The sequence below is a fragment of the Enterococcus sp. ZJ1622 genome, assembly GCF_011038845.1.
GTDB lineage: Bacteria > Bacillota > Bacilli > Lactobacillales > Enterococcaceae > Enterococcus_B.
This window is the reverse complement of record NZ_JAAKDW010000001.1, coordinates 210,179-234,088: the sequence shown is the minus strand read 5'-3', so window position 1 is coordinate 234,088 and position 23,910 is coordinate 210,179. Positions and strand designations below refer to the sequence as shown.

27 protein-coding genes, 1 tRNA gene, 1 pseudogene and 1 other annotated feature are annotated in these 23,910 nt (G+C 41.0%); of the genes and pseudogenes, 3 read left to right on the top strand and 26 right to left on the bottom strand.

From position 1 onward, the window contains the following. Positions 1-185: 185 nt before the first annotated feature. From G7Y42_RS01190 to G7Y42_RS01135, 12 genes are all read right to left on the bottom strand, one after another. Complete coding sequence (locus tag G7Y42_RS01190; RefSeq protein ID WP_165003083.1) at positions 186-431, bottom strand: GlsB/YeaQ/YmgE family stress response membrane protein; 246 nt, start codon at positions 429-431, stop codon at positions 186-188. Positions 432-572: 141 nt separating this feature from the next. Continuing rightward, complete coding sequence (locus tag G7Y42_RS01185; protein ID WP_165003081.1) at positions 573-947, bottom strand: DUF956 family protein; 375 nt, start codon at positions 945-947, stop codon at positions 573-575. Positions 948-1,030: 83 nt separating this feature from the next. Next, positions 1,031-1,945 carry a PTS system mannose/fructose/sorbose family transporter subunit IID gene (locus tag G7Y42_RS01180; RefSeq protein ID WP_165003079.1) on the bottom strand — a complete coding sequence of 305 codons (915 nt, stop codon included), beginning with the start codon at positions 1,943-1,945 and terminating at the stop codon, positions 1,031-1,033. 20 nt (positions 1,946-1,965) lie between these two features. Beyond that, positions 1,966-2,769 carry a PTS mannose/fructose/sorbose transporter subunit IIC gene (locus tag G7Y42_RS01175; RefSeq protein ID WP_165003077.1) on the bottom strand — a complete coding sequence of 268 codons (804 nt, stop codon included), beginning with the start codon at positions 2,767-2,769 and terminating at the stop codon, positions 1,966-1,968. Positions 2,770-2,801: 32 nt separating this feature from the next. Then, a complete protein-coding gene (locus G7Y42_RS01170) occupies positions 2,802-3,791 on the bottom strand; it encodes a mannose/fructose/sorbose PTS transporter subunit IIA (protein ID WP_165003075.1) in 990 nt (329 codons plus the stop codon). Between the two features lie 104 nt (positions 3,792-3,895). Beyond that, on the bottom strand, positions 3,896-4,387 hold the full coding sequence (locus G7Y42_RS01165) for a mannose/fructose/sorbose PTS transporter subunit IIB (protein WP_165003073.1): 492 nt from the start codon (positions 4,385-4,387) through the stop codon (positions 3,896-3,898). A gap of 190 nt (positions 4,388-4,577) precedes the next feature. Continuing rightward, positions 4,578-7,418: a sigma-54-dependent transcriptional regulator gene (locus G7Y42_RS01160; protein ID WP_165003071.1), complete on the bottom strand. Its 2,841-nt coding sequence runs from the start codon at positions 7,416-7,418 to the stop codon at positions 4,578-4,580. Positions 7,419-7,805: 387 nt separating this feature from the next. After that, a complete protein-coding gene (locus G7Y42_RS01155) occupies positions 7,806-8,381 on the bottom strand; it encodes a hypothetical protein (protein WP_165003069.1) in 576 nt (191 codons plus the stop codon). A 12-nt stretch (positions 8,382-8,393) separates the two neighbouring features. Next, positions 8,394-8,597: a hypothetical protein gene (locus tag G7Y42_RS01150; protein ID WP_165003067.1), complete on the bottom strand. Its 204-nt coding sequence runs from the start codon at positions 8,595-8,597 to the stop codon at positions 8,394-8,396. 1 nt (position 8,598) lies between these two features. Continuing rightward, the gene (locus tag G7Y42_RS01145) at positions 8,599-8,772 is read right to left on the bottom strand and encodes a hypothetical protein (RefSeq protein ID WP_165003065.1); all 174 of its coding nucleotides are present in this window, start codon (positions 8,770-8,772) and stop codon (positions 8,599-8,601) included. A 22-nt stretch (positions 8,773-8,794) separates the two neighbouring features. Continuing rightward, positions 8,795-9,250 carry a phage replication protein gene (locus G7Y42_RS01140; protein ID WP_241161889.1) on the bottom strand — a complete coding sequence of 152 codons (456 nt, stop codon included), beginning with the start codon at positions 9,248-9,250 and terminating at the stop codon, positions 8,795-8,797. Continuing rightward, entirely contained in the window at positions 9,241-9,654 is a 414-nt protein-coding gene (locus G7Y42_RS01135) for an ArpU family phage packaging/lysis transcriptional regulator (RefSeq protein WP_165003063.1), read from the bottom strand. The genes G7Y42_RS01140 and G7Y42_RS01135 overlap by 10 nt, the downstream gene beginning before the upstream one ends. A 200-nt stretch (positions 9,655-9,854) precedes the next feature. On the opposite strand from G7Y42_RS01135, the gene G7Y42_RS01130 reads away from it, so the two are divergent. Continuing rightward, entirely contained in the window at positions 9,855-10,361 is a 507-nt protein-coding gene (locus G7Y42_RS01130; protein WP_165003061.1) for a helix-turn-helix transcriptional regulator, read from the top strand. A gap of 91 nt (positions 10,362-10,452) precedes the next feature. On the opposite strand, the gene rpmA is transcribed toward G7Y42_RS01130, so the two are convergent. Genes rpmA through rplU form a run of 3 tightly spaced genes read right to left on the bottom strand, consistent with a single transcriptional unit; the run spans position 10,453 to position 11,440 of the window. Then, the gene (gene rpmA / locus G7Y42_RS01125) at positions 10,453-10,746 is read right to left on the bottom strand and encodes a 50S ribosomal protein L27 (protein ID WP_010751514.1); all 294 of its coding nucleotides are present in this window, start codon (positions 10,744-10,746) and stop codon (positions 10,453-10,455) included. A 12-nt stretch (positions 10,747-10,758) separates the two neighbouring features. Beyond that, a complete protein-coding gene (locus G7Y42_RS01120) occupies positions 10,759-11,103 on the bottom strand; it encodes a ribosomal-processing cysteine protease Prp (protein ID WP_002289451.1) in 345 nt (114 codons plus the stop codon). A gap of 28 nt (positions 11,104-11,131) precedes the next feature. After that, the gene (rplU, locus tag G7Y42_RS01115) at positions 11,132-11,440 is read right to left on the bottom strand and encodes a 50S ribosomal protein L21 (RefSeq protein WP_071856305.1); all 309 of its coding nucleotides are present in this window, start codon (positions 11,438-11,440) and stop codon (positions 11,132-11,134) included. A 19-nt stretch (positions 11,441-11,459) separates the two neighbouring features. Further along, positions 11,460-11,536 (bottom strand) — a sequence feature (ribosomal protein L21 leader region). A 140-nt stretch (positions 11,537-11,676) separates the two neighbouring features. Between rplU and G7Y42_RS01110 the strand changes: the two genes are divergently transcribed. Next, positions 11,677-12,318: a uracil-DNA glycosylase gene (locus G7Y42_RS01110; RefSeq protein ID WP_165003059.1), complete on the top strand. Its 642-nt coding sequence runs from the start codon at positions 11,677-11,679 to the stop codon at positions 12,316-12,318. A 123-nt stretch (positions 12,319-12,441) separates the two neighbouring features. On the opposite strand, the gene G7Y42_RS01105 is transcribed toward G7Y42_RS01110, so the two are convergent. From G7Y42_RS01105 to G7Y42_RS01085, 5 genes are all read right to left on the bottom strand, one after another. Beyond that, the gene (locus tag G7Y42_RS01105; RefSeq protein ID WP_165003056.1) at positions 12,442-14,061 is read right to left on the bottom strand and encodes a SulP family inorganic anion transporter; all 1,620 of its coding nucleotides are present in this window, start codon (positions 14,059-14,061) and stop codon (positions 12,442-12,444) included. Between the two features lie 122 nt (positions 14,062-14,183). Next, positions 14,184-14,543: a DUF1304 domain-containing protein gene (locus tag G7Y42_RS01100; protein ID WP_165003054.1), complete on the bottom strand. Its 360-nt coding sequence runs from the start codon at positions 14,541-14,543 to the stop codon at positions 14,184-14,186. A 153-nt stretch (positions 14,544-14,696) separates the two neighbouring features. Further along, a tRNA-Arg gene (locus G7Y42_RS01095) sits at positions 14,697-14,770 on the bottom strand. 197 nt (positions 14,771-14,967) lie between these two features. Further along, on the bottom strand, positions 14,968-15,651 hold the full coding sequence (locus G7Y42_RS01090; protein ID WP_165003052.1) for an O-methyltransferase: 684 nt from the start codon (positions 15,649-15,651) through the stop codon (positions 14,968-14,970). Positions 15,652-15,719: 68 nt separating this feature from the next. After that, positions 15,720-16,238 (bottom strand): signal peptidase I, encoded by a 519-nt coding sequence (locus G7Y42_RS01085; RefSeq protein WP_165003050.1) that lies wholly within the window; start codon positions 16,236-16,238, stop codon positions 15,720-15,722. A gap of 212 nt (positions 16,239-16,450) precedes the next feature. On the opposite strand from G7Y42_RS01085, the pseudogene G7Y42_RS01080 reads away from it, so the two are divergent. After that, positions 16,451-18,298: pseudogene (locus G7Y42_RS01080) on the top strand (hypothetical protein). Between the two features lie 188 nt (positions 18,299-18,486). Here the strand turns inward: G7Y42_RS01080 and G7Y42_RS01075 are convergent. The 6 genes from G7Y42_RS01075 to dltC all read right to left on the bottom strand — a co-directional run bounded on the left by G7Y42_RS01075 (position 18,487) and on the right by dltC (position 23,905). Continuing rightward, positions 18,487-19,491 carry a lipoate--protein ligase gene (locus G7Y42_RS01075; protein ID WP_165003048.1) on the bottom strand — a complete coding sequence of 335 codons (1,005 nt, stop codon included), beginning with the start codon at positions 19,489-19,491 and terminating at the stop codon, positions 18,487-18,489. A 10-nt stretch (positions 19,492-19,501) separates the two neighbouring features. After that, on the bottom strand, positions 19,502-20,242 hold the full coding sequence (locus G7Y42_RS01070) for an MBL fold metallo-hydrolase (RefSeq protein ID WP_165003047.1): 741 nt from the start codon (positions 20,240-20,242) through the stop codon (positions 19,502-19,504). A 69-nt stretch (positions 20,243-20,311) separates the two neighbouring features. After that, the gene (locus G7Y42_RS01065) at positions 20,312-21,115 is read right to left on the bottom strand and encodes a DUF975 family protein (protein WP_165003362.1); all 804 of its coding nucleotides are present in this window, start codon (positions 21,113-21,115) and stop codon (positions 20,312-20,314) included. After that, positions 21,115-22,197 carry a M42 family metallopeptidase gene (locus G7Y42_RS01060; protein WP_165003045.1) on the bottom strand — a complete coding sequence of 361 codons (1,083 nt, stop codon included), beginning with the start codon at positions 22,195-22,197 and terminating at the stop codon, positions 21,115-21,117. The genes G7Y42_RS01065 and G7Y42_RS01060 overlap by 1 nt, the downstream gene beginning before the upstream one ends. Positions 22,198-22,409: 212 nt before the next feature. Then, positions 22,410-23,669: a D-alanyl-lipoteichoic acid biosynthesis protein DltD gene (dltD, locus tag G7Y42_RS01055; protein ID WP_165003043.1), complete on the bottom strand. Its 1,260-nt coding sequence runs from the start codon at positions 23,667-23,669 to the stop codon at positions 22,410-22,412. A 2-nt stretch (positions 23,670-23,671) separates the two neighbouring features. Continuing rightward, complete coding sequence (gene dltC / locus G7Y42_RS01050) at positions 23,672-23,905, bottom strand: D-alanine--poly(phosphoribitol) ligase subunit DltC (protein WP_165003041.1); 234 nt, start codon at positions 23,903-23,905, stop codon at positions 23,672-23,674. Positions 23,906-23,910: the final 5 nt, after the last annotated feature.

The following is a 23,910-nucleotide window of genomic DNA, read 5'->3' as shown; positions in this document are numbered from 1 at the left end:
AAACTCCTTCTTTCTGTCCTTCTTTTTTCTATTATAGCAAACTTTTCTTCTAGCACGAGTGTTTAAGGTAAATTTTATAAACAAAACAAGGGATAAAAAAAGACCTGCTCAATCTAGGATCGAACAGATCTTTCTGCTGTTAAATGTAGAAACAAATAAAAACGTACTATCTCTTGATTAGCTAATCAAGAACGTCTCCCAAAGAAGAATGAGACAACTGCAACCAGAATCACTGCGCCTAGAATAGACGGGATCAGTGCCATCCCCGCAGCGCTAGGACCCCAATTACCAAAAATCGCCTGACCGATACTTGAACCGACTAACCCAGCGATGATATTCGTGATACATCCCATCGAGCTTCCTTTACTTGTAATGGCTCCTGCAATCGCGCCAATAATAGCTCCTACGATCAATGTCCATAACCAACTCATCATATAACCCCCTTCTTTTCATATTAATTTTATCATAGAGGATTTGAAGCGAACAAATAATCGGATTTCAGCCATGCATCTGCTCGTAAAAAAGAAGAGACGAAGGAAGTTTCTTCAGGAGAGACCTTCTTCGTCTTTTGCTTATTTGCGTTTGAATATTCCGCGAATCCCGCGTTTTACTACGTCAAAGAAGCTTAATGATTGAACCATCCGATTTTCATCTACGTATTTTCTGATTGCTCGCAGTACCTTTTTAGGTTCTTTTGAAGAAAACGTGTATGTACCGTTTCTTTTTGTTTGAATGGCATATCTAGGTATCCACTTACCCTTGAACATCACTGATGCTAATACGTAGTCTACTTCTTCCCAAGGAATCTGTATATATTTTCGTTTATCCCGTGTATTGTAAAATTCGAAACCGTTATCGCCAATCATGATTTGTCCATAGTCTGTCAAGCCAGTAAAGGCAGTTGCGTCAATTACTAAGTCTACTTTTGTATTGATTGACTGAACCATTCTATCACTCCTGTTATCTTTTTACTCTTACAGTATACTATATAAAAAAAGCTCGGGACAATGCCCGAGCCGTATTTTGCGGATTATAAAAGTCCGATAACGTGTCCAACAACACCGACTACGAATAATCCAAGAATGATAACGATTGGAGAAACTTTTTTCTTAAGCAACCACATACAGAACAGTGTCAATGCTAAAGCAGCTAATCCAGGAATCAATTGATCCAAGTTATCTTGTAAGGTCGTTACTTTTTCAGGAGAAAGTGCTAAACCGTTGTTTACTTGTTCAAATGCACTCTTAATTCCTTCGCCGCCTGAAGGTAATTTATCCCATTCGATATAAGCACCTTTATCTAGCTTAACAGTAGATACGACTGGTAAGAACTTGATCGATACCCACCGCTGAACTAACGCAGCCAGTACGAACATCCCTAAAATAGATGCACCTTTTGTTACATCTTGCAACAAACCGCCTGAAAGGTCATCAGTGATTTTAGAACCGGCTCTATAACCAAATTCTTGTGTGTACCACATAAATGACCAACGGATAATGTTCCATCCCAAGAAGAAGATGATTGGTCCAAGAATATTTCCACCCATTGCTAATGAAGCACCTAGCGCGCCTAGCATTGGACGTACAGTAAACCAGAATACTGGGTCACCGACACCGGCTAAAGGTCCCATCATACCAACCTTAACCCCTTGAATCGCTACATCATCAACTGGTGCGCCATTGGCACGTTCTTCTTCTAGTGCCAAAGTAACCCCTAGAATAGGAGAAGCAATATATGGATGTGTATTGAAGAATTCCAGATGGCGTTTCAACGCTGCTGAACGTTCTTCTTTTGTTTTGTATAATTTTTTGATTGCTGGAATCATTGAGAAAGCCCAGCCGCCATTTTGCATACGTTCGTAGTTCCATGAACCTTGAATGAAGGTAGAACGCCATGCAACAGCTAAACGATCTTTTTTCGATAATGTGATTTTTTCTTCTGCCATTTTATTTTCCTCCTTCAAGATTAATAGTCATTCAAAATATCGCCTAATGGGTCGCCAGAATTGCTTCCGCCTCCACCGTTTGAAGAACCGCCCATTTTAGAAAGGTTCAAGTAGATAAGAGCTAGAGCAACACCTAGTGCACCAAGCGCGATCAATGTCAATTGAGAAATTGCAGCTACAACAAAACCGATAACAAAGAATGGCCATACTTCTTTTGTAGCCATCATGTTGATTACTAAAGCGTAACCTACAGCTACGACCATTCCACCACCGATAGCCATACCGTCTGTCAACCATGCTGGCATTGATTCCAAGAATGATTGGACTGTTTGTGCAGGGATAAATAGCAATGCTGCTGCTGGAATAGCGATACGAACACCTTGCAAGCATACAGCGATGACGTGCCACATTTCAACTTTGCGAATATTTCCTTCTTCAGCAGCTGCATCCATCAAGTGAACGATTGGAACAGCGATTGTACGTACGATCATTGTTAAGAATAATCCTGCGACAGCTAGAGGAACAGCAATTGCGATAGCAGAAGGAACACCCTTCACACCTTGTCCACCTAATACTAAAATAATTGCAGATGCAACAGATGCTAAAGCAGCATCTGGCGCAACAGCTGCTCCGATATTTGCCCAACCTAAAGCGATCATTTGTAGTGTACCGCCAAGTACGATACCAGCTTCGAGGTTACCGGTAACTAAACCGATTAATGTACATGCCACTAGTGGTTGATGAAATTGGAATTCATCAAGGATACCCTCCATACCAGCTAGAAAGGCAACTAATACGACTAAAATCATTGAAATAATAGACATGATAAGCCTCCTATGAATTTTTTATATGATTATTACGCTTTCGCCAATTCGGCTTTTGCTTTTTTCAAGATGTCATTCATGTTGTCACGAGAGTCATTTGGTACTTTACGTACATCAAACTTGACACCCTTTTGTTCAAGTTTTTCAAATGCTTCGACATCTTCTTGTCCCATAGATAACACTTTACTTACAACGACTTTACCAACTGAGTGAGCCATCGATCCAACGTTCAATTCTTGGATATCAACGCCACCTTCAACTGCGGTCAGTACATCTTCAGGGTTTTCAAATAAAAGTAATGCTTTTGTGTTTCCAAAACGTGGGTCTTTTGCTACTTCGATCATTTTACTGATTGGAATAACATTTGCCTTAACACCTGGAGGAGCAGCTTGTTCAATCAGTCTCTTACGCAAGTCATCTTTTGATACCGCATCTGAAACAACGATGATTCGATTAGGCTGTACCGCTTTCGTCCAAGCAGTTGCAACTTGCCCATGTAGCAGACGTGAGTCCACACGTGCCAGCACATATTTGATTTTTCCATCTCCAACAACAGTGCCTTCAGGAAGTGCTCCTTTAGGTTGTTCGTCAGCTACTGCCGCTTTTGGCGCTTCTGCCGGTTCTAATTCTTCTGGTTTGACTTTCACACCATCTTTTGCTGTCTCAATGATATGCGCTGCGATTTCATGCGCAGATTCCATTGAGAAACGTGATGCGTAAGCTTCGATCAACATTGGCAAGTTCAAACCGCTGACGATTGCCCATTTGTCTTTGTGTTCTTCAAACAATGTGTTTGATTGGTTGAACGGCGTACCGCCCCATAAATCAACTAAGAATAAGACTTCATCTTGGTTGTCAAAAGAAGCAACCGCTTCTTCTAGTTTGGCTCTCAAGTCATCTGGACCTTCACTTGGTTTCAAAATAACGGCTTTGACGTTTTCTTGTTCGCCAAAGATCATTGAACCGGATTGTAAGATTCCTTCAGCAAATTGTCCGTGACTTGCTAGGATAATCCCTACCATATTTATACCTCCTATTTCTTTTGTTGTAACAAAATCATAATTATTAATAATTGCTAACCATTACAACAGATTTATTTGACCTTTTACCAACAACAATATTTCTGCTACACCTTTTTGACTTTTGCTAGTAGTTCCATCAAAAGGATTTTTCTGTCAGCAGGTACTTTCCGAATCTCTAACTCCACTTCTTGACTGTTCAAGTAATAAAAGGAATCAATATCTTGCTGGTTCACTGAAACGAAGTTAGTGATCATCGTTTTGCCTTCAGTGAAACTCATACCGCCGATATTCAAGGTCTTCAGCTGCACTCCGCATCGAACAATTGTTTCAACGTCTTGAGGATTCGTGAACAACAGCATCACTTTCGCATGCGCTAACAAACCGCTTTGATAAACTTGGATCATTTTCTGAACAGTTATCACATTTGCCGTTATCCCAGGCGGAGCTGCTTCTTTTAATAGAAACTTTCTCAGCCGATCCTGTGCAACAGCATCACTGATGACGATGATTCTCTCCACACCAGTTAGCTTTGACCAAACAGTTGCAACTTGTCCGTGGATTAAACGATCATCTATACGCGCTAATCGAATATCCATCTGCAAAACTCCTTCTTTCAAACTACTTCACAGAAACCCCTATCATTTCTGTGTGAACAACCACCTCCTAGCACACTCTATATTAAGCAAGAAGCGTGCCAACTTTTATTCGATACACTAACCATAACATATGCTTTTTTTAGCGATACACAAAAACGATACACTAATAAAGTGTATCGTTTTTGTGTATTTACAGCTTAGTGTATTCATTTTTCTCCAGATGATTATGGATCAAGCGAAGCAGATAGTATTCTTCTTCACGAGGCGTCTTTACTTTTATTTTGTTTTCCATCGAAGCTAAAAGAACTTCAGCTTTTTCATGCAAAGAATCAGACTCAAGCTGTTCCAGCTCTTTTGATTCTACTGACAGCGGCTCGTTCAAAATGATACGTTCGATCATTCCGACCGTATGCATGACTAGATTTATTTTGAAGCCATATTCTTCTTCATTTATCCCCATCACTTGTACAGTATCCGTAGCAAATTCCCAGATCGGATCGATCAGTTTCTTTCCATTGATAAAGGTAAAATTATCAGTAATGAACTCAATACAGGTTTCTTTGGCTGTTTCGTCATTCAATGAAATCTGCTCAGATTCCTCTAACTCAGACTCAAGCAGAAGCTGATCCAAAATCAGTTCGATATTTTGATCAATGAATCGTTCTAAAGGAACAAAAGGTGCGTGGATCGCCGGATCAGTGATACCCGTAGTAGCTATGATCTGATAGTTTTCTTCGATAGCGGGCAGCTCTTTTTTCACTTCCATGATCGATAAAGCCAAAACTTCCAATTCTGCTCCTTGCCGTTTGTTGACTGCGCGTTCGATCAGCTCTTTGATTCTTTGTGCCGTCCCTTCTCCAGAAGCACAGATGGCCAAGATCGCCTTTTTCCCCCGCGTCGTTGTTTTAGCGGATGAAGCAGCAGGGATTTCTGCGTACCCTCTGAAGTTTTTCAGTGATTCATACAACATATCAAGATCTGTTCCTAATACAGATACCTTTCGCACTGTCTCCAAAACAAGAGAAGTCGTCACCATATCAACCGTGCGAACTGGTATCCCTGTATCTCGCTGTATCTGAGAATTGAATGAAGCTAAAGATCCCATATCGACGAGCAAGATCACTCCGCTGCCCTCATCTACTTCTTGGACATTCCGTTCGATCCGTCCCAATGCTGTTTTCGGATCCATATCCAGCGGCATGTCGACTGCTCGCACATTATCTGCATCCAGTAGCTGCTGTACGACTTGGACCATGCTGCTTGCCGTGCTGTTTCCATGAGCAGCGACCACGACACCAATCCGCCCACTTGCTTGATTGGCTCTCAATGAAACGATCAGTACCGTCAAATAATAATCTTCACTTTCCGGGATATCGACTTGGAAATACGACTCGATATACTCCCGCACTTCTTTTGCGATCGCATATTCTTTTGGAAAATCGACAGCCATCTCACGGATATTATCATTTGTATGCCTTTCTTCTCCTAAATTGATTTTTTTCATAAAGGAGCTGATATGAAGGCTCATTGCGTAGATAAAATTTTGCTGAAATTCATACGGTAAAGCTCTCTTGACCATTAGATAAATCTGATTCGTCAATTCGATGATTTTCGGGTCGACAAACTCTGCCAATTTGTTATCTGCATTGAACGAAAATCCATGATCTTTATAAAAAGATTTCAAATGGATATTGATATCTGTGGAGATAAAATGATTGATCGCCTCTTGATCCAATCCATCTGATTTCAGCAATGCGGCTTTGTCCCCGATGATATCGTATAAATTATAAGGCAACTCATAAGAATCCGACTGTATCTTCATGATCATGTCATTTGGATAAACCGTGATTTTCGGTTCCAGTATTTTTGAAAGTTCCGCCATCGCTGTACGATTGCTAGCGAGCTGGATCAGGCCACTGCGTATCCCTTCCGTCAAGTCATCTACTGTAATCGAGATTTCGGGCGAGTTCATATGATTCAAGAAGCCGCGAGCACACACCAGTTGGATATTGGATTTCAATTGTCCGATATTCCCATACGTGACGCTTCCGATCAAGGCTTTCGCCACATCTTCTGTCAAAGAGATTTTTCGTTGGGTACGGTTAGCTTCATGCGCGATCATGATCTTTACTAGATCTACTTTTTCATTAGCTGGTCGTTTCTCAAAAGCCGGCAATTTGATATTGATCGGGATACGACGGACAAATGTTTCTAACAAAGAAGAACCAGGGTCTTCTGTGGTCGCCCCGACGATCCGCACATCAGCTTCATGAGACTTGGTTGTTTCGCCCAAGCGACTGTAAGTCCCGTGATCCATAAAATAAAAGATCATTTCTTGTCCTTCAGGAGGTAAGCGGTGGATCTCATCCAAAAAGAGCATACCTCCATCTGCTTGATCGATGATCCCCATTTTTTCTTCTTCTGCACCAGTAAACGCGCCTTTTGCATAACCGAAAAGGTGGCTCATCAATAACTCTGGATTATTCGCATAATCCGCGCAGTTGAAAACAATCAACTCATTTTCTTCTTTTATAGCATTGTTGGCTTTAGCAAAATGGAACATCGCATGGGCAAAGTAAGTTTTCCCTGAGCCAGTCGGTCCTGTGATCAGACAATTCAGACCTCTCGGCGGGTAAAGGATCGCTGCTTTTGCCTGTTCGACAGAGTTTTTCATACTGCCGTTCGCACCAATGATTTTTGCAAAAATGTCTTTAGTATCCACTTGGAATGTTGGCTGCTCCAAATTCACGGGTTTTTCCTTATAACTTACTACGTGTTTCGGTGCAGATCTTTCATCGGGATTGTCATAAACGACGGACTTTTGATATATGTAGCGTACGGGTCTTCCTTCCGACTTCAGCAGTTTACCTTCGCGTACCAGCTGATTGAGATCTTTACTGCTGTTCGTCCGTTGGATACCCAGCACTTCAGCAATCTCCTGCGTGGTCACACCTTGATCATATTCCATACTTTTCAAATGAGCGGTCTTTTCTTTGACATACCTGTAGATCCGGTCAATTCGCTTTGTCAACTTCCTCGCTCCTCTTCTATAAACTGTCTTTCTCCGTCTTCAAAACATAATACTATTGATTTCTTCTTGTTTCGTCAACTGTTTACCTAAAATGCAGAACTTTTATTATTAAAAAAAAGACTGATATACAAGGATTTTCCACGATAAAAAAACAAGAAGTGACAGCTTCATTGTATTCTAAATAAAAAAATCCACATAACATTCAGTATAATCATTTCTTCAGGTAAGGTAACAGATTTATTTTCTTGTATGAAAATTTTTTTACGAAACGAAAGTTATTAAAACATATCGAAAAATCGTACCGCCTAAGAAACGAAATAGACAAAAAAAGCAGCAGAACTCGAGGATCTGACTGATGTCTTCTCCTGTCCAGCTGCTTTTCCATCTTCATATTTGTTTTTCTGGTATCCGATTCGCATTATATTCTTTGATTCTTTCAATGATCTTTTTTTGAATTGCGTAGCTTTCGTTCAAAATTTTCTGGTTCCCGGATTTATTTTTGACGATACGTCGAATGTTTGCGATTGCTTGGTTAAATGTTTGTTCACGCGTTACTTTTGCTTCATTGATCTGGTTATTCACTTTCCCGATTTTATCGAGTAAGCGAGTGATCTCTTCTTCAGCAGACCGCAGCTGTTTTTCGATCTGCTGATAATAATTCAGCCGAATGTCTTCTGCTTCTTTGGTGATCGTTTCCCAATATGCTTCTTGCCGCTTCCGTCTTTCTTTCAAAGTAGCAGCCGTGTTTTTTTCATTTTCCGACAATTTACTTTGGATCACTGATCGTTGTTTCAAGCGATCGATCGTTTGCTTACTGCTAGTCTCTAAAGAGTCATAGGCAAGTTTCAGCTCCTGTTTTTCTTTTTCCAGTTCTTGCAGCGTTTGATCGAGATCTACGAAAATCTCGCTGATTTCAGCAATAAATTTATCGATCTGCGGAATGGTATAATCGATTTTTTTCATTTTGCGTACCCCTTACTTCTGGTATTTCGCTAGAATCTCATCAAAAGGATTTTTTTTCGCTTCTTCGGTGTGCCCTGTTTCTTCTTTCAGTTTTTCAAGTTCATCTAAAAATGGCTGGATTCCAGCCATCAATGCTTCCGATGCTTTTTCCAGATCAAATGTACCATCTTCTTCTACAAACTGTTCCAGTACTTTTTGGATATCTTCTTTTGTCAATTTAAATTCCTTCTTTCTTTTTCCCTCTTTGGGATCTTTTCCATTTTTTTCCAGATTCGTCCATAAATCTACTAAGCAATTCTTGGGTTGTGTCCAATGATTTTCTTTCTTCGTACCTTGTATGATGTTGTTTTTTCAATTTTATTAGTTCTTTTTTTAACTGACGTGTGCCCATTTTCCTTCCTTTATCGAAACACTTATTCTTTCATTGCGACTATTTTGTTCAACTCATCGATTTGTTCCTGAATATCTTCTAGCTCGATGGAACGGTACGAGATCTCCAAAACAGCTTTAGCCGATTGGACGCGCGAACTCGGCGTTGTTTCATTGTCATTCATGATTTCTCTCAATACTTCGACAGCTTCTTGTGAGATTTTTTGCAGTTTCGCTGTCGCTTGCTGCATCAATTCACGTCTTAGTTCCCTGTAAGCTGTCATAAAATATTCATCTTTCAAGTATTTATAACCGGTTTTCTTATTGATCCCGGCAAGCTCACAGGCTTTGGCAACACTCGGTGTCTCAAGCAATGCTTTCAAAAAACGGTCTTGGCGAATATTCAATTCGGCAACCATCACATTTCCTCCCTTCGCTTTTTTTGTTCCAACATTTTGCACATAAAAAGAAAAAGCGGACACTGAATCTTTTATTCCCATGCGACTAATTCTCCGCCACGATAGCAAAAAGCAAATTCGATCAGTGCTTTGTCCAATTTTCGATAAAAGTGGCTGGAAGAAAGATTGAGAGTGGTATAAACATTCGTATCCGATAGTTTGTCGGAAGTCAGATATTTTTTGGCGATCAATAATTTATTTTCCGGCTCCATCAGCTCCAATGCTGTTTCGATCTCTGCCCACTCCTCTTGTGCCTCTATTCGTAACAATGCGGCTTTCGCTACTTGTTCAGAATGCTGTCCTTGTGCATAGACCGGTGTATCCGAATATCTGCTGTGAGATTTCAGTGCTAGTGAGGAGTAGTAAAGCACCCGTACTTTATTTGCATGTTTCAAAAAAACTGTCACATTTTTCTTCGTTTGCTGGTGATCAAAATTCAGTTCCACCTTTTTGCCCCCTTTTTTCTCTGTTCAAATGCTGAATGATGCAGATCTATATCTCAAATTGAAATATACTCTGTACACGAATTATAGGATATCTCATTTTGAAATACAATACTTAATATTTCAAAATGAGATATTTTTATTGAAACTCCACCGAAAAAAAGGTATCCTATAGACAATAACTACGGAAAAGAGGGACATCATTGAATCGAATCAAAGCACTGAGACAAAAACATGAGCTCACGATCACGAAACTAGCGCAAGATTTAGAGCTTCCTCAAAGTACTTTAACAAACTATGAGAACGGAAAAAGAGAACCTCGTAACAAGGAAATCTGGAAAAAAATAGCTGATTATTTCAATGTGTCTGTGGCTTATATCATGGGTGTGTCCGAGCAGCCCGATTCCTATCAAACAATCAGTGAACAACGTGAAGCACTATTAGCCAAAGAAATAGATCCACTAGCAATCGAATGGTCAGAAGAACAGACCGAACAATTCATGGCCTTAACGCTACAAGCCATTACTACTTTAAAAAACGACAGGACGCATCTGCCGGATAAACAGCTGAACCTCGATGAATTATCCGATCTATCTAGAACGATGATCTATAACTATGCACGGCTAAACCCAGAAAATAAACACAAGATCTGGAATTACACTATGGAATTACTGGAATCGCAAGAGGAAAAAAATCGATTGGAGCTCTGAATACCAAGGATCTTCTTTTCCTTATTGCACGAAAAAAAAGCCTTACTCCTTTGAATAAAGGAATAAGGCTGATTGTTATTAAGCTCTTTAATTAAGCTTCTTGAGCGACTGGATAAACAGATACTTGTTTTTTGTCGCGGCCTTTACGTTCGAAACGCACAACGCCGTCAACTTTAGCAAACAAAGTGTCGTCTCCGCCGATACCTACGTTCACACCTGGATAGATTTTTGTACCGCGTTGACGGTAAAGAATTGATCCACCTGTAACAGTTTGTCCGTCAGCACGTTTTGCGCCTAGACGTTTTGATTCTGAGTCACGGCCGTTAGATGTAGAACCGCCACCTTTTTTGTGGGCGAATAATTGTAGATTCATAGATAACAACATGGTCTGCACCTCCTATTTATCATTGATTGTTTTTATTTGGATATATTCTGAATTTTCAGCTTCTATCGATTGTAATCCCAACAAGAGATTTTCTAATAGAATCTCGGCAATATTGTTTTGTTCTTGTGTCATTCCTGAAGTGACTTCGGTATAAAGATAACCGCCTTCTTCTTCATTCATTTCCACAATAGGTTCAAAACCGGCTAATGAAGCGATCCCGTTGACTGTGCTGATTGCTAATGCAGAAACACCTGCACAAACAATATCACTTCCATAAGGACCTGCATCCGCATGCCCGGTCAAAGTAAATGAAACGATCTGACCTGCGTCATTTCGCTTAAACGTTCCTTTGATCATTATTCAGGCCTTCTTTCTCAAACGCAGATTAAGCGTTGATAGCGTCGATAACCACTTTTGTGTATGGTTGACGGTGACCTTGTTTGCGGTGTGAATGTTTTTTAGGTTTGTATTTGAAAGTAACGACTTTCTTTTGTTTGCCGTGTTTTTCAACAGTACCTTCAACAGTTGCACCGGAAATTGTTGGAGCGCCTACTTTTGTAGATTCGCCGCCTACTAAGATAACTTCGTCAAATACAACTTTTTCGCCTGCTTCAACGTCAAGTTTTTCAACGTAGATTGCTTGTCCAACTTCAACTTTTACTTGTTTACCACCAGTTTTAATAATTGCGTACATGCTATAAAGCACCTCCTTATAATATACTTAGACTCGCCATCCCAAGTGACAGCAATTGCTGTACTTACTACTTGCTCTGTGCGGTTGTAGCTGTGGAGTCCACAATTACAACAGTACTAGCTTACCAGACTAATCGGTGTTCGTCAACTGTAATCTGCAGTTTCTTTCCAGACAGATCGATCGCTATTCTTCGTTTTTCTTTTTATAATATAAAGTGTCAAAGGAGATGATACGTTGTGGAATACCCAGATGAATTAGTGAAAGAAGCTTTACGCCGAATGAATGGCAAGCCTGTCGAAGGATTCGTTGCTGGCCAAGGACCTCTTCAGCCCAAATTGATGCTGATCGGTGAAGCTCCTGGGAAAACAGAAGTGGAAAACCACATTCCATTTAGCGGGCAAGCGGGCAAAGAATTGATGGCTTCTCTAGCCCTTGCTGGACTGACGCGCGAAGATGTATATATCACCAGTGCCGTGCGAAGCAGACCTTATCGAACAGTCCAGCGAATAAACAAGCGGACCAATCAAACTGAAACCACATATCCGAATCGTACGCCTACTGCCTCTGAAGTTTTTGCTCATGCACCAATCTTGGATTACGAGCTCATGCACGTCCAGCCAAAGTTGATTGCCACATTAGGGAACATCGGATTACAGCGCTTATTAGGTAAGAACTATACAGTGACTAAAAATCACGGGGAATTATACGAAGGGCCTGTCATGAGATTGAATGGACAAAAAGACGCCTATGTATGGTCGAAAGAGAACTATCGGATCATTCCACTTTTCCATCCTGCTGCCATTTTTTACAATCGTTCGCTAGGGCCGCTGATCCAGAATGACTGGCAAACATTAGCTGAGATCCTTCAAAAGAACTAGACCTTCATAAAATGATTATGTCACAAAAAGCAAATAAAAACCGGCTTCTGTTAGCCAGACTGAGAGGTCCGGTAGATCAGAAGTCGGTTGATTCTTTTATCGCTGTTTTTTTCAGCTATTTACTTACGCATATTTCGCATGCAATTCGGATAAAGCATGCGCAACTGTCGCATGCTGCTCCGTCCGATCGTTTTGCCACAGATGCTGCAGTTGTTTTTCTACTTCCGGCTGCATAGAAGTGTAGATCACATTCTGGTTTCTCTCTTCTGCTTTCTTTTGGAAATCATCGAATACAGCACGCGCCGTCAAATCGATACTTGGTACGCCACGCATAGAGAAAATGATCCCATCATGTTGGTTCAGCTGTGCTAATGTGGTCTTCAGCTTTTCTGAAGACATGAAAAACAATGGTCCACTGATGTAGACGACCGTCCAATTATTTAGTTTTTCCGTTTCTGGAAGATTCATTCTTTGCCAGTCGATCGTTTCTACTGAAATAGTGATCGCAGCACTCTTTATCACAAAGAAAATACATCCACCCACGATCCCGATCACAATTGCGATGCTCAAGTCAAAGATGACCGTGCAGATCATTGTAAGGAAAAACAGCAAGACCGCCGACCAGTATCTGTTAGAAAACAAGGTTCGGATCGTCTCCCATTCATTCATCCGCCAAGCAGTGACGATAAGCACACCTGCTAGTGCAGGCATCGGAATTTGTGACATGATCGGTGCAAGCACTAGCATAGAAAGCAACAGAACGACCGCATGGATCATACCAGCAAGTCTCGTCTGTGCCCCTGATTTGATTGCTACACTTGTTCTAGCAATTGCTGCAGTGGCAGGGATCCCTCCAAAAAACGGCAGGAGGATATTCCCAATCCCTTGTGCAACTAGTTCTTGGTTGCTGTCCAGCGCCTTATTGGACATCCTACCAGCGGAAGCCCCACATAGCAAACTTTCCACCATTCCAAGCAAAGTGATACTTATGGCTGGAACCAACACTTTCTGGATAGCTGACAGACTGAAATCACCTAGCGAGAGCCGTTCGCTGCTGATCAGCGTTTGCGGGATTTTTCCTACTGAGGCGATTGGTAAATCGAAAATCAGCATGCACACCGTCGCTAGAATGATGGCCACTAAAGAACTTGGCATTCTTTTTGCCCATTTTTTAGGATAGATCAGCATTCCGATGATCACCAAAATACCCATGATGAATGCTGGCATATTTACTGAAAAACCTAGACTTTGATAACTGCTGAGTTTTTCGATCACTGTTGCGCCTTCAGAATGTACGCCAAATAAATTATCTACTTGTCCCAAAGCAATGATGATTGCAATCCCTGAGGTAAAGCCAGTAATCACTGGTGCAGGAATAAATGAAGTCAAGGTACCTAAATGAAAGATCCCTGCCGCAAGCAACAAAAAACCAGCTAAGAAAGTAGCGAGCAAGACCCCTTGGAGTCCTTGTGTCGCCGCGATCGACATGAGAATAGCAGCCATCGCGCCAGTTGGACCCGAGATTTGGTAGAATCCGCCTGAAAGGCCTCCGATAACGATACCCGCAATCACTGCAGTAATCAAACCAGCAGCGGCATTTGCGCCACTTGAAACTCCGAACGCCAAGGCTAATGGAAGTGCTACTGCTGCCACCGTGATTCCTGCCAGTAGATCTTTTTGGAATTTAGAAAGATCATACCCGGAAAATTCTTCTCTTAACATAAAAATAAATTGTTTGAACACCCTTTTAACTCCTTTTTGTGAAAAATTCGACAAGTACTAGCATACCATATATCCGTGTCGAAAGTAATATTTTTCACAAACCTTTCAGAGATTTCATGAAAAAACATTGATTTTTTCATCTGTTAGAAAAAGAGCGAGATCCCTGCAAGTAAAGCGATGCCTCCTTGTTTGACGATAATCATCCGATCGCTAGTAAAACTTCCGTATAGTGCAACGAGTAAAATATATACCAGCAGCATACCAGTTATTTCCTTAGGTGCAGAAGAAAGATACGCTCCATATAATAGGCCGAGACCAATCAATCCATTGTATATTCCTTGATTTTTAAATAATGTCTGGACAGAATCACGTGCAAGCTCCTCTTTTTCCATCTTAAAGACGCGACTCGTCGTTTTTGAAGTAGTCGCAAAGGTTTCGATATACATGATATATAAAAACTCGATGGCCACTAACGTAATCAGCACTTTTGAAAGTAATGTCATTTTTTCCTCCTTCACCAAAGCCATTCATAGACAGCTTTGATTTTTTTATTATAAAACATTCTCTCCGATTAATCATTTGTCTTGTTTCAACATTTTTAGGCAATCGATCATGCAAAAAAAACCTCTAGAAATATAATTCTAGAGGTTTGCTTACGTCACAGGAGGGATTCGAACCCCCGACCGTCCGCTTAGAAGGCGGATGCTCTATCCAGCTGAGCTACTATGACAAGAACTAGCGGAACATCAATAATTATAGTGAAACAAATGGCTTCTGTCAATACGAAATAGTTATTTAAATGACAAATACTGAAATTTAGATACGCTATCTCGCTTAGAATCGACTGAAGCCCTTATTCGTCCACTCACTTCTTTTATCGTCTATTGGAGATCCTCTCTGTTTTTGGACCCTCTCGCGCGAATAGGATCAAAGCTTGATCTGATCTACTTCTTTGGTCATCATGATCACGCCATCTCCTAATGGAAGGATCGTTGAAGTCAAATCAGGATGTGCCATGACTACTTGAAGAAATTCATTCAATTTGCGATGGATCGCCCGCTTTCCACGAGGGATCTCTTCGTCTGGCAGCAGGATCGTTCCTCCCTGGAAAATATCATCTACCATGAGTACGCCGCCTTTTCTCAACAAACGCAGACACTCTGGCAGAAATTCAATATATTTTGATTTCGCACTATCCATGAAAATAAAATCATATGGACCAGTCAATGTGGGCAAGATATCTGCAGCTTGCCCTTCAAGTAGCGTGACTTTTTCTGTCAACCCAAGGCGTTCATAGGTCTTTTTCGCTTTTTCGATCATCACATCAAAACGATCGATGGTCGTGACATGCCCAGCTTCTTCGATGGTCGTTGCCATCACACTTGAGGAAAAACCGATGGCTGCACCGATTTCTAAAATTTGTTTCGGTTTTTGCTGTCCTAGAAAAAACTTCAAAAAAACTACAGTTTCATGAGGAATGACCGGGACGCCGGCCTCGTGTGCTTCTTCCTCCAATTTTCCTAATTCACCTGGCAGTTTTTTTTGCTGTGTCCGCATAAACGCTAATAATTCTTCTTTTACGACGGGACGATGCATCATTTCGTTACGCATGCTTCTCCTCCTCTTCTCTCACATTATACGGAGAACTGAAAGAATCTACAAGACCAAGCAAGAGACGTTTACAAAAATCTTCGTGTCCCTTTTTTCCTTTTCTTGAATTCTTCAAAGGTGTTCCATGCAGTGATTGCGGTGAGACAAAAAGCGATCACTAAGAACAGCCATCGGATCCAGACAAAAGCCGTCCTTGATAAAATCAGTCCGATATACGGAATCTGGAAAATCGGTTTCCCGATGATATTTCTTTTTCTCACGATCCCTGGCTCTGCATAGTTATCTACATCTGCTTTAGTGTAGAAAGTTTTTTGATTTTTATCCACTGCGGTCACGCGCCGTGTCGTCACTTTCTTCCCTGAATTTTCATAGTATGTAATGACATCTCCGACCAAGATCTCATCGGCACTTTTCGGACGTACATAAATCATACTTCCCTGTGCATAATATGGACTCATTCCTTTATCCTCAATAATGTATGGTGTCAGACCAAACAAACGCGGGAGCAAAACGACTAGTAGCGTCAGGCTCAAAAACACGATCAAAGCAATCGAACTATTAAAAGTTATTTTTTTGTAAGTAGGCACCGGTTTCACCTCCTGTTCTCTTTATATTTTACCTAATAATATAATAACGAATTATTTTTTTCAAATTTAAACACAAAAAAACGAATAAATTATTATTTAAAAAGGATTGTGTCTAAAAACTCATTATTCATTAATCTTTTTTTATAAATAATTGACGAAAGAAATAAAAAAGTTTACTCTAAAACCAATCGATTTAGAAAGGATACTATAATATGTCTTTTTTTAATAACATACATAATAAAAAAGAAGCGTTATCCATAAAAATGAAGTGGAGTTCTATCATTATATTATCACTGTTATTTTTAACAGGCATCGTTTACTTCTTTTATTTTATCTTCTCACCTGCAGACAGTAATCAAATGAAAGAACTCAAGCATTCATGGGCTTTTTACTCCTATGACGAGCCTGATTTCAAGTTTGACAGTAAATATATCAGCTATATCCCGACGGTCGGAAAAAATGAGACTTTCGTGATGGAAACAACATTGAAAAAGGATCTGGATGAGGCGAATCTCCTGATTAAAGGCAATCATCAATGGCTGACTGTCACTTTAGGCGATACTCTTTTATATCAGCGAAAAGACACGCAAAAAGAAACGAATCCCGGTCTCTCGTTAGCGGTCATTGATTTGCCTGCGAACTATATCGGCAAAAAACTGAAAATCACGGTATCATCGCCTTATGAAAACTATTCCGGTATACCGCCAAAAGTCTACATCGGGACGACTGGTCCGATGATCAGCTTTATTTTTTCTCAGTCTGTTCCACAAGTCCTTACAATGGTCATCGCCGTTTTTCTAGCTATCGGTATACTAGTCTATACGATTTACGTTATGTATAGTCAAAAAAAACTTGACTATTCTTTGATTATCTTGAGCTGCTTTGCTTTAACGCTGGGGCTTGAATCCGTTTCGGAAGATATTTTAAGCGGAGTATTGTTCGAACCGATCGTTCATTCATTCTTATCACATGTCTTTATCATCCTGACGTCGGTCTTTATCATTACTTATTACTTTTCTAAAATGATTTATTACAAAAAGTGGTACGGACTCTTCTGCTTCGTCCAGATTTCCGTTTTTATTGGTATACTTGTTTACGCTGCAGTGACACCAAATGAACTTCCAGAACTGATGCCGATTGCAAATATCACTAGTGTCATCAGTACACTGGTCACTTCCCTTGCCTGTATCGGTGAAGCGTATAAAGATAACCGTTTTTTCGTTGCCTGTACACCATGGATCGTCTTGATTGCGATCATCCATTGTCTAATCTATATCCAGTCTGCTCTTGGTATTTATCAAACAACGATCAACTGGTCGACCATTCTTTATATCATTATCCTGATCGTGATCATCGGTTATAATATCATCGATTACATCATGAATTCCGATCACCATCAGAAACAAGTTGATTTTTTACAGATCAAAACCGATCTGCTAGAACAGCATTACGAACAGCTCCGCCAGCATATCCAAGAAATCAGTACATTAAGACTTGATTTCATCCATGATATGGAAAATTTAGAAATGCTCATGTATGAAAACAATCATTCGGAAGCCCAGAATTATCTTCATAAAATGCTGGATGGCGCCCAAAAATTCGAAGTGATCTCGTCGATTTCTGGTCATCAATTAACAAATCTTATTTTGGCCCGCTATCGAGAAATCGCAGCTAAGCGAAACATCCAAGTAGAATTTTGTGCGGATCTTCCGCAACATCTCCACGTCAAAGATGATGATCTGGCACAGTTACTGATCCATGTACTGGAACATTCATTCAGAGAAACACATGCGATCGAGAATCCCTTGCAACGAAAGATCTACTTGTCGATGCACGAAAAAGAAGAGGAGCTGTGGATCCAATGTGAACATAGTGCTCATTATGACAGCAATATTTTTACTCGGGGGATCACGGAAGAATTGGATGATCAGGAACAATATGATCTAATGATGATTTAAGATGTAGCAGAAAAGTATGCTGGGACACTGAATCAGGAAAAAGATCAGCTATTCGATCGGATAACGATCCAGCTGTCACGTAACTATTCAAAAATCGATTAGTCGGTTTGATCCATCCACACAAAAAAAGGTTGTGACAAAATCTTGTCACAACCTTTTTTGATGAAATGATGTTCAAAAGCTTGCATCTGCGGCACTAAGTCCGCTCAGGCGAAAAATATGAGGAGCTATTTTCCGTTGTTCTTCTGTAATACCTAGGTCAAAACATCGCTGTCACGACCTTCTTGTTATCAATATAACAAAGATAGCAGATCTGACGGCTCGATCACACCAAAATATTTTTTGATATCGATTTTCTCTACTGCTTGTTCTAATGCAGCTTTCTCATATTTCTGGCCGATCAATGCCTGTTCTACGTCTGAGATATTCCCTAATCCGAAGAAATCACCGAAAATCTTGACATCATCGATCAAACCTTCTGATACATTCAAATGGACTTCGATCGAGCCGATAGGGAAACGTTTTTGGCGAGAAAAATTGAAATCAGGGGACTTTCCGTAGTTCCACTCCCAGTTTCTGTAATAATTAGCAGAGATCTCGTTGATTTTTACCCAGTCTTTTTCTGTCAATTCATAGGTTTTTACTTGATCAACTGTTTCCACACCAAAGATCTTCAACAGAATATCTTGACGAAACTCTTCTGTTGTCATGTCTTGCTTGTCTTCAGGAAGAAAAGGCTTGATGTTCGTCACACGTGAACGGATCGATTTGATCCCTTTTGATTCGATTTTATCTTTTTTCACTTTCAACGCATGAACTACTTCATCGATATCTGAATCAAACATGATCGTTCCGTGAGCGAACATCCGGCCATTTGTCGCGTACATCGCGTTACCAGAAAATTTCATCCCATCGATCACCAAGTCATTACGTCCTTTTAACTCTGCACCAGATACGCCAAGCTCATGTAATGCTTGGATGATCGGTTTCGTTACTTTAGCAAAATCTCGGAACGAATCACCGTCATCCGGCATGATAAAGCTGAAATTCAAGTTGCCGAGGTCGTGGTACACCGCACCACCACCACTTAACCGACGGACAACGTGGATCCCATGTTCTTCTACATAGTCACGGTTGATCTCTTCGATCGTGTTTTGGTTTCTGCCGATGATGATCGATGGTTCGTTGATGTAAAAAAGCAGGATTGGTTCATCTAAAGGCATTTCTTGCAGCAAATATTGTTCGATTGCCAAGTTTATTCTTGGATCATGGTTTTCATTCGGTACAAAAATCATCGTATTCCTCCTAGATTTCAAACACTTTGTCAACGGCAGCAAGTGCTACTTGGATATCCGCTCCTGCTGCTCTTTGCGCTTCTTCTTTCAACTGCTCTAAATCTCCAAACTGAGGGAGATGGGTCAACACAAGCTGTTTGACATTGGCAGCTTTTGCCAATTCGCCCGATTCTTTCGAAGTAAAATGTGCACGATGCCGTTCATTCCCTTCAAATAGATAGGTGTCTGCCAAAAACAAGTCCGCCTCTTTTGCAAAAGAAGCAAAGCTTTCCAGATAACCTGAATCTCCAGTAAACACCAGTACTTTCCCTGTTGACTCTTCCACGATACGCATCGCGTAGCATACCACAGGATGGATCGTTTCCATGAATGTAATCAGAAAAGGGCCGATCTTCAATTCTTCCGCTTCAAAATAGCCGTGGCCTTCTGATACACCAGGTATCGTCAATTCACTAAAATGAAACTCATCTCTCGTGTGCCCATAAATCGGCAGCACGGCCTCTGGATCTTTTTCCGGATGCAATTGCCAATAGTATTGAAGGACACCCAAATCTGCAATGTGATCATGGTGATAATGACTCAAGATCACTGCGTCTAGCGCTAACGGGTCAAGATGTTCCTGCAGTTTGACTAATGTCGCACTTCCTGCATCGATCAATAAATTGAAATCATCAGACTGCAATAAATAACTAGTTGTTCCTTGTTGCTTGTAAGGATATGCGCCTAAGCAGCCTAAAACAGTTAATTTCATGTTCCATTCCTCCTCAACAATCTATCCTACCACATCTTCTGGGATTCCAATGGGTTAACTGCTTACAATCTAAGAAAAATACTCGTATGGACTGCCCTTTTCGATCCGCGCCTGATCATAAAAACCAGCGATCGTTACATTGACATAGGCAATGACCCATAACAAACCGATGAACAATGCAAGCATTCCCAGCAGATACCAGCCGATGAATGACAGCTGCAACAGGATATAGATACCGATACGTCCTTTCAATAAAAACCATGCGTACTTCAGACATTGAAAGACAGATAGGTCAGGATAGTCGAATTTTGTCCATGCAGCAAACTGGAACAAGCCACCAACGATACTCGTAATCAGCAATGATAAAAAGGCTACAGCTAGCATCAGCAACACAAAACCGATGTTCAGTACTTCTGAATCTGCTATATTCGCGGGAATCATATTCGAGTTGAAAAGCAACTGAGTATAAGTATTTATCCCGCCGATGAAAAAGATCGGCAGTAGAATCAGCGAATTGATCGCCCACGTAACGAAGGTACTGATCAGATTGATCACAAGTATCGATCCAAAATATTTTTGTTGGAAAACTGCCAGTAACTGTCCAGTCTGGGCTTTCCCGCCTCGTACCACGACCAATGCAATGTAAAACAATGCATAAGTAAAAGCAAACAGCAGCAAATGCTCCACTAAAAACGCTAAGATAGACCCTTGACTGCTCTCACTCGAAAAAGGACTCACCCCATCGAAAACTGACTGGATCGCACCAACGACTAGCATTGAAAGGAAGACCAGCCAAGCATTCATTCCCCATTGATGTTCCAAAGAAGCACGTGCTTTTTTACGATAATCTGAAATAGTCACTCGATTCTCCATCATTCATAACTCCGGATTTTTTCTACTGTTTCACTGTCAAGACGTTTCACCAATTCAGTCACTAGCTTCACCGTGTTCAAATAATCATCTTCATGGATGATCGATGTGTGCGAATGCAGATAACGGACTGGAACAGTGATTGCGACAGAAGGTACACCATCTCTTGTCAGATGCATTTGTCCTGCATCTGTCCCTCCGCCTGTAATGACGGTATATTGGAAAGGAATCTCCAATTCTTCAGCGACATTGATGACAAAATTCAACAATTTTTTATGAGGGATCATCGATGCGTCAAAAATCAGGATCTGCGGCCCTTTCCCTAATACTGAATCTGCTTCTTTAGGGGTCATCCCTGGCGTATCCCCAGCAGTTCCTGTATCCAATGCAAAAGCAATGTCTGGATTGACCAGATGCGTACTTGTACGCGCGCCACGCAGACCGACTTCCTCCTGAACATCACTTCCGGCAAATAATACATTCGGATGTTCTTCCTTCGACAGATTTTCAAGCACTCTCAAGGAGACCGCAGTACCGATTCGATTGTCCCATGCTTTAGCAAGCAGGAATTTGCTGCCGTTCATTCGCTTATATTCGATGTATGGAGTGACCATATCTCCTGGACGGATGCCCCATTCTTTTGCTTCCTGATCGCTTGATGCGCCGATATCAATAAACATGTCTTTGATCGCGTATGGTTTGTTGCGGACTTCAGGAGTCAATACGTGAGGCGGTTTTGAACCGATGACTCCGTGGATGATCTTCCCATCTTGTGTTTTGATCTCCACTTGCTGCGCCAGCATGACTTGGCCCCACCAGCCGCCTAATGTCTGGAATTCCAGAAATCCTTTTTCTGTGATCTTCGTAACCATAAATCCTACTTCATCCATGTGGCCAGAAATAAAGACTTTTGGTCCGCCACCAGCACCATGTTTGGCAATCACACTCCCCAAACCATCAAAGAAAATATCGTCTGCGAATGACTTCGCATAATCTTTGAAAACATTTCTCACTTCTTCTTCGTTTCCGGGCACACCTCTAGCCGTTGTCAAATCAATGAGCAGCTGCTCTTCTTTTTTCTCCAAATTCTTTCCCTCATTTCATTGGTAATGGTGAAATTATACCATTCTTTTTGATGAATGTTCAGTGACACCAACGTTTTTCTTTTCTGCTTTTTATAAAAATATCCTCTTGACTCTTTTGCTGAAAAAGAGCATGCATACTAAAAGCTTTTGCTATCGCTCAGCAGATAGCAAAAGCTGGGGCAATCCTAAGCCCCAGCCCGTTTTTGTGCGCTCTATTTTAGCTTTTCTGGTCTTTGCTGCTGCCATTCTTTGCTATAAAATGCATCATCTAGCTGATAATGGCTCGGCTTTTGTTCTTGTTCCAAGAAAGGTTTGATCCGCTGATCTGCTGCAAGCCAGCCTTGCCAGCCTAAATGGATCGTATCTTCCATAAAATACGGTGTCCCTGCATTCTTAGTAAAGTCAGCTACCTGCGTGAATCCTTGACGATTCAGCTGGAATTTGATCTTCTTCGCAAATTCCTGCAGCATCTCTTGGGACAATCCTGTATAGTTGCTCCATTTTTCGTTTACAGGAGGGATGATGAACAGTACTTCAGCGTGTTCCTTCGCTAACTGCTGCAAGACCAGTTGGAAATCTGAAAATTCAGGAGAAAAGCGATAGTCCCAATTCTTCTGGGAATCTTTCAGTTTGGATACCTGATTTCGTATGCGATGCGTATAAAACCCGTTTTTCAAACCAAAAGAATTATTCGTTGTGTCTTTTTTCCCGATTTCATTAGCTAGTTCGGATAGTTCAGCTTCCTGGTATCGAGCAGGCAACGCCTTGACATCCCGATCGATTTCCTTTTGTCTATCATGAAGACCGATATTGCTGAAGATTTCATCTTCTCTTTTCAGCAGATTCCACTTATCGCGTAAGGAATCGAGTTCCTCTTTTTTCGGCATCCGCCCGGCTTTGACTGTGTCGAGGATCATTTTCAGTTCTTCATTTTCCGTGACTTTTGGAAAAGAGAGTAACCGTCTTGCTAAATAACGATCAGCCGGAGTTATCTTCTTTAGCGAGAACAGCCAGTCAAAAGTTTGAAGCTCTGAATAATACATATTGAAATAATCTTCTTTGACACCTTCTTTGACGAACCATTGCGGTGAGAGGATGAACACCACTTTTTTATTTTTAAGTGCGTCACCTGCAGAACGCATCATCATATATTGACTCAACGATTGGGTCCCTGGAGCACCCAAGAGGAATGGGCGATAGTTTCGGTTGTATTTCTGTGCCAGCACAGAAGGATGGAATGGACTGATCCTACTCAATTCACTCGAACCAAAAAACGGAACATACTGCTTTTCTGACAAAGCTTTGTTCTTTATCGCATCGCCTCTCAAGACATTCTGTGACATAGAAGAAGAGGCTTTTTGCAGGATTTTAGGGTCACAGAGATTGACACGATAAGAAGAAGTGAAAAAGAATAACAGCAACCCAAATGCCAGGATAAGCGGACCGAAAATGGCAAAGAGCTTCTTTTTCATACTCATCCCTTCAATTCTTCAGCTTGTGCAATGATCTTGTTTGGTGTATTCCAATTTTCCCGATCGAATTCTGATACAGGTACCTGGATATCTAATTGTCCATCCAACTCAACTAATAATTGGACAGAAGCTAAAGAATCAAGCAAACCTTCCTCGAATAAATCGATTTCCCGGTTCTTTCTCACTTCGTCTGTTCCTGTGATTTCTTCTAAAATCGCTAAAATTTGTTCTTCCATTCGTA

What these genes read in the sequence shown, in the direction of transcription:
- G7Y42_RS01190 (WP_165003083.1), bottom strand. Translation starts at nt 431, where the DNA reads ATGAGTTGGTTATGGACATTGATCGTAGGAGCTATTATTGGCGCGATT.
- G7Y42_RS01185 (WP_165003081.1), bottom strand. Translation starts at nt 947, where the DNA reads ATGGTTCAGTCAATCAATACAAAAGTAGACTTAGTAATTGACGCAACT.
- G7Y42_RS01180 (WP_165003079.1), bottom strand. Translation starts at nt 1,945, where the DNA reads ATGGCAGAAGAAAAAATCACATTATCGAAAAAAGATCGTTTAGCTGTT.
- G7Y42_RS01175 (WP_165003077.1), bottom strand. Translation starts at nt 2,769, where the DNA reads ATGTCTATTATTTCAATGATTTTAGTCGTATTAGTTGCCTTTCTAGCT.
- G7Y42_RS01170 (WP_165003075.1), bottom strand. Translation starts at nt 3,791, where the DNA reads ATGGTAGGGATTATCCTAGCAAGTCACGGACAATTTGCTGAAGGAATC.
- G7Y42_RS01165 (WP_165003073.1), bottom strand. Translation starts at nt 4,387, where the DNA reads ATGGATATTCGATTAGCGCGTATAGATGATCGTTTAATCCACGGACAA.
- G7Y42_RS01155 (WP_165003069.1), bottom strand. Translation starts at nt 8,381, where the DNA reads ATGAAAAAAATCGATTATACCATTCCGCAGATCGATAAATTTATTGCT.
- G7Y42_RS01145 (WP_165003065.1), bottom strand. Translation starts at nt 8,772, where the DNA reads ATGGGCACACGTCAGTTAAAAAAAGAACTAATAAAATTGAAAAAACAA.
- G7Y42_RS01140 (WP_241161889.1), bottom strand. Translation starts at nt 9,250, where the DNA reads ATGGGAATAAAAGATTCAGTGTCCGCTTTTTCTTTTTATGTGCAAAAT.
- rpmA (WP_010751514.1), bottom strand. Translation starts at nt 10,746, where the DNA reads ATGTTGTTATCTATGAATCTACAATTATTCGCCCACAAAAAAGGTGGC.
- G7Y42_RS01120 (WP_002289451.1), bottom strand. Translation starts at nt 11,103, where the DNA reads ATGATCAAAGGAACGTTTAAGCGAAATGACGCAGGTCAGATCGTTTCA.
- rplU (WP_071856305.1), bottom strand. Translation starts at nt 11,440, where the DNA reads ATGTACGCAATTATTAAAACTGGTGGTAAACAAGTAAAAGTTGAAGTT.
- G7Y42_RS01100 (WP_165003054.1), bottom strand. Translation starts at nt 14,543, where the DNA reads ATGACATTACTTTCAAAAGTGCTGATTACGTTAGTGGCCATCGAGTTT.
- G7Y42_RS01090 (WP_165003052.1), bottom strand. Translation starts at nt 15,651, where the DNA reads ATGCGTAACGAAATGATGCATCGTCCCGTCGTAAAAGAAGAATTATTA.
- G7Y42_RS01075 (WP_165003048.1), bottom strand. Translation starts at nt 19,491, where the DNA reads ATGATTTTTGTACCGAATGAAAACCATGATCCAAGAATAAACTTGGCA.
- G7Y42_RS01070 (WP_165003047.1), bottom strand. Translation starts at nt 20,242, where the DNA reads ATGAAATTAACTGTTTTAGGCTGCTTAGGCGCATATCCTTACAAGCAA.
- G7Y42_RS01065 (WP_165003362.1), bottom strand. Translation starts at nt 21,115, where the DNA reads ATGGAGAATCGAGTGACTATTTCAGATTATCGTAAAAAAGCACGTGCT.
- dltD (WP_165003043.1), bottom strand. Translation starts at nt 23,669, where the DNA reads ATGAAAAAGAAGCTCTTTGCCATTTTCGGTCCGCTTATCCTGGCATTT.
- dltC (WP_165003041.1), bottom strand. Translation starts at nt 23,905, where the DNA reads ATGGAAGAACAAATTTTAGCGATTTTAGAAGAAATCACAGGAACAGAC.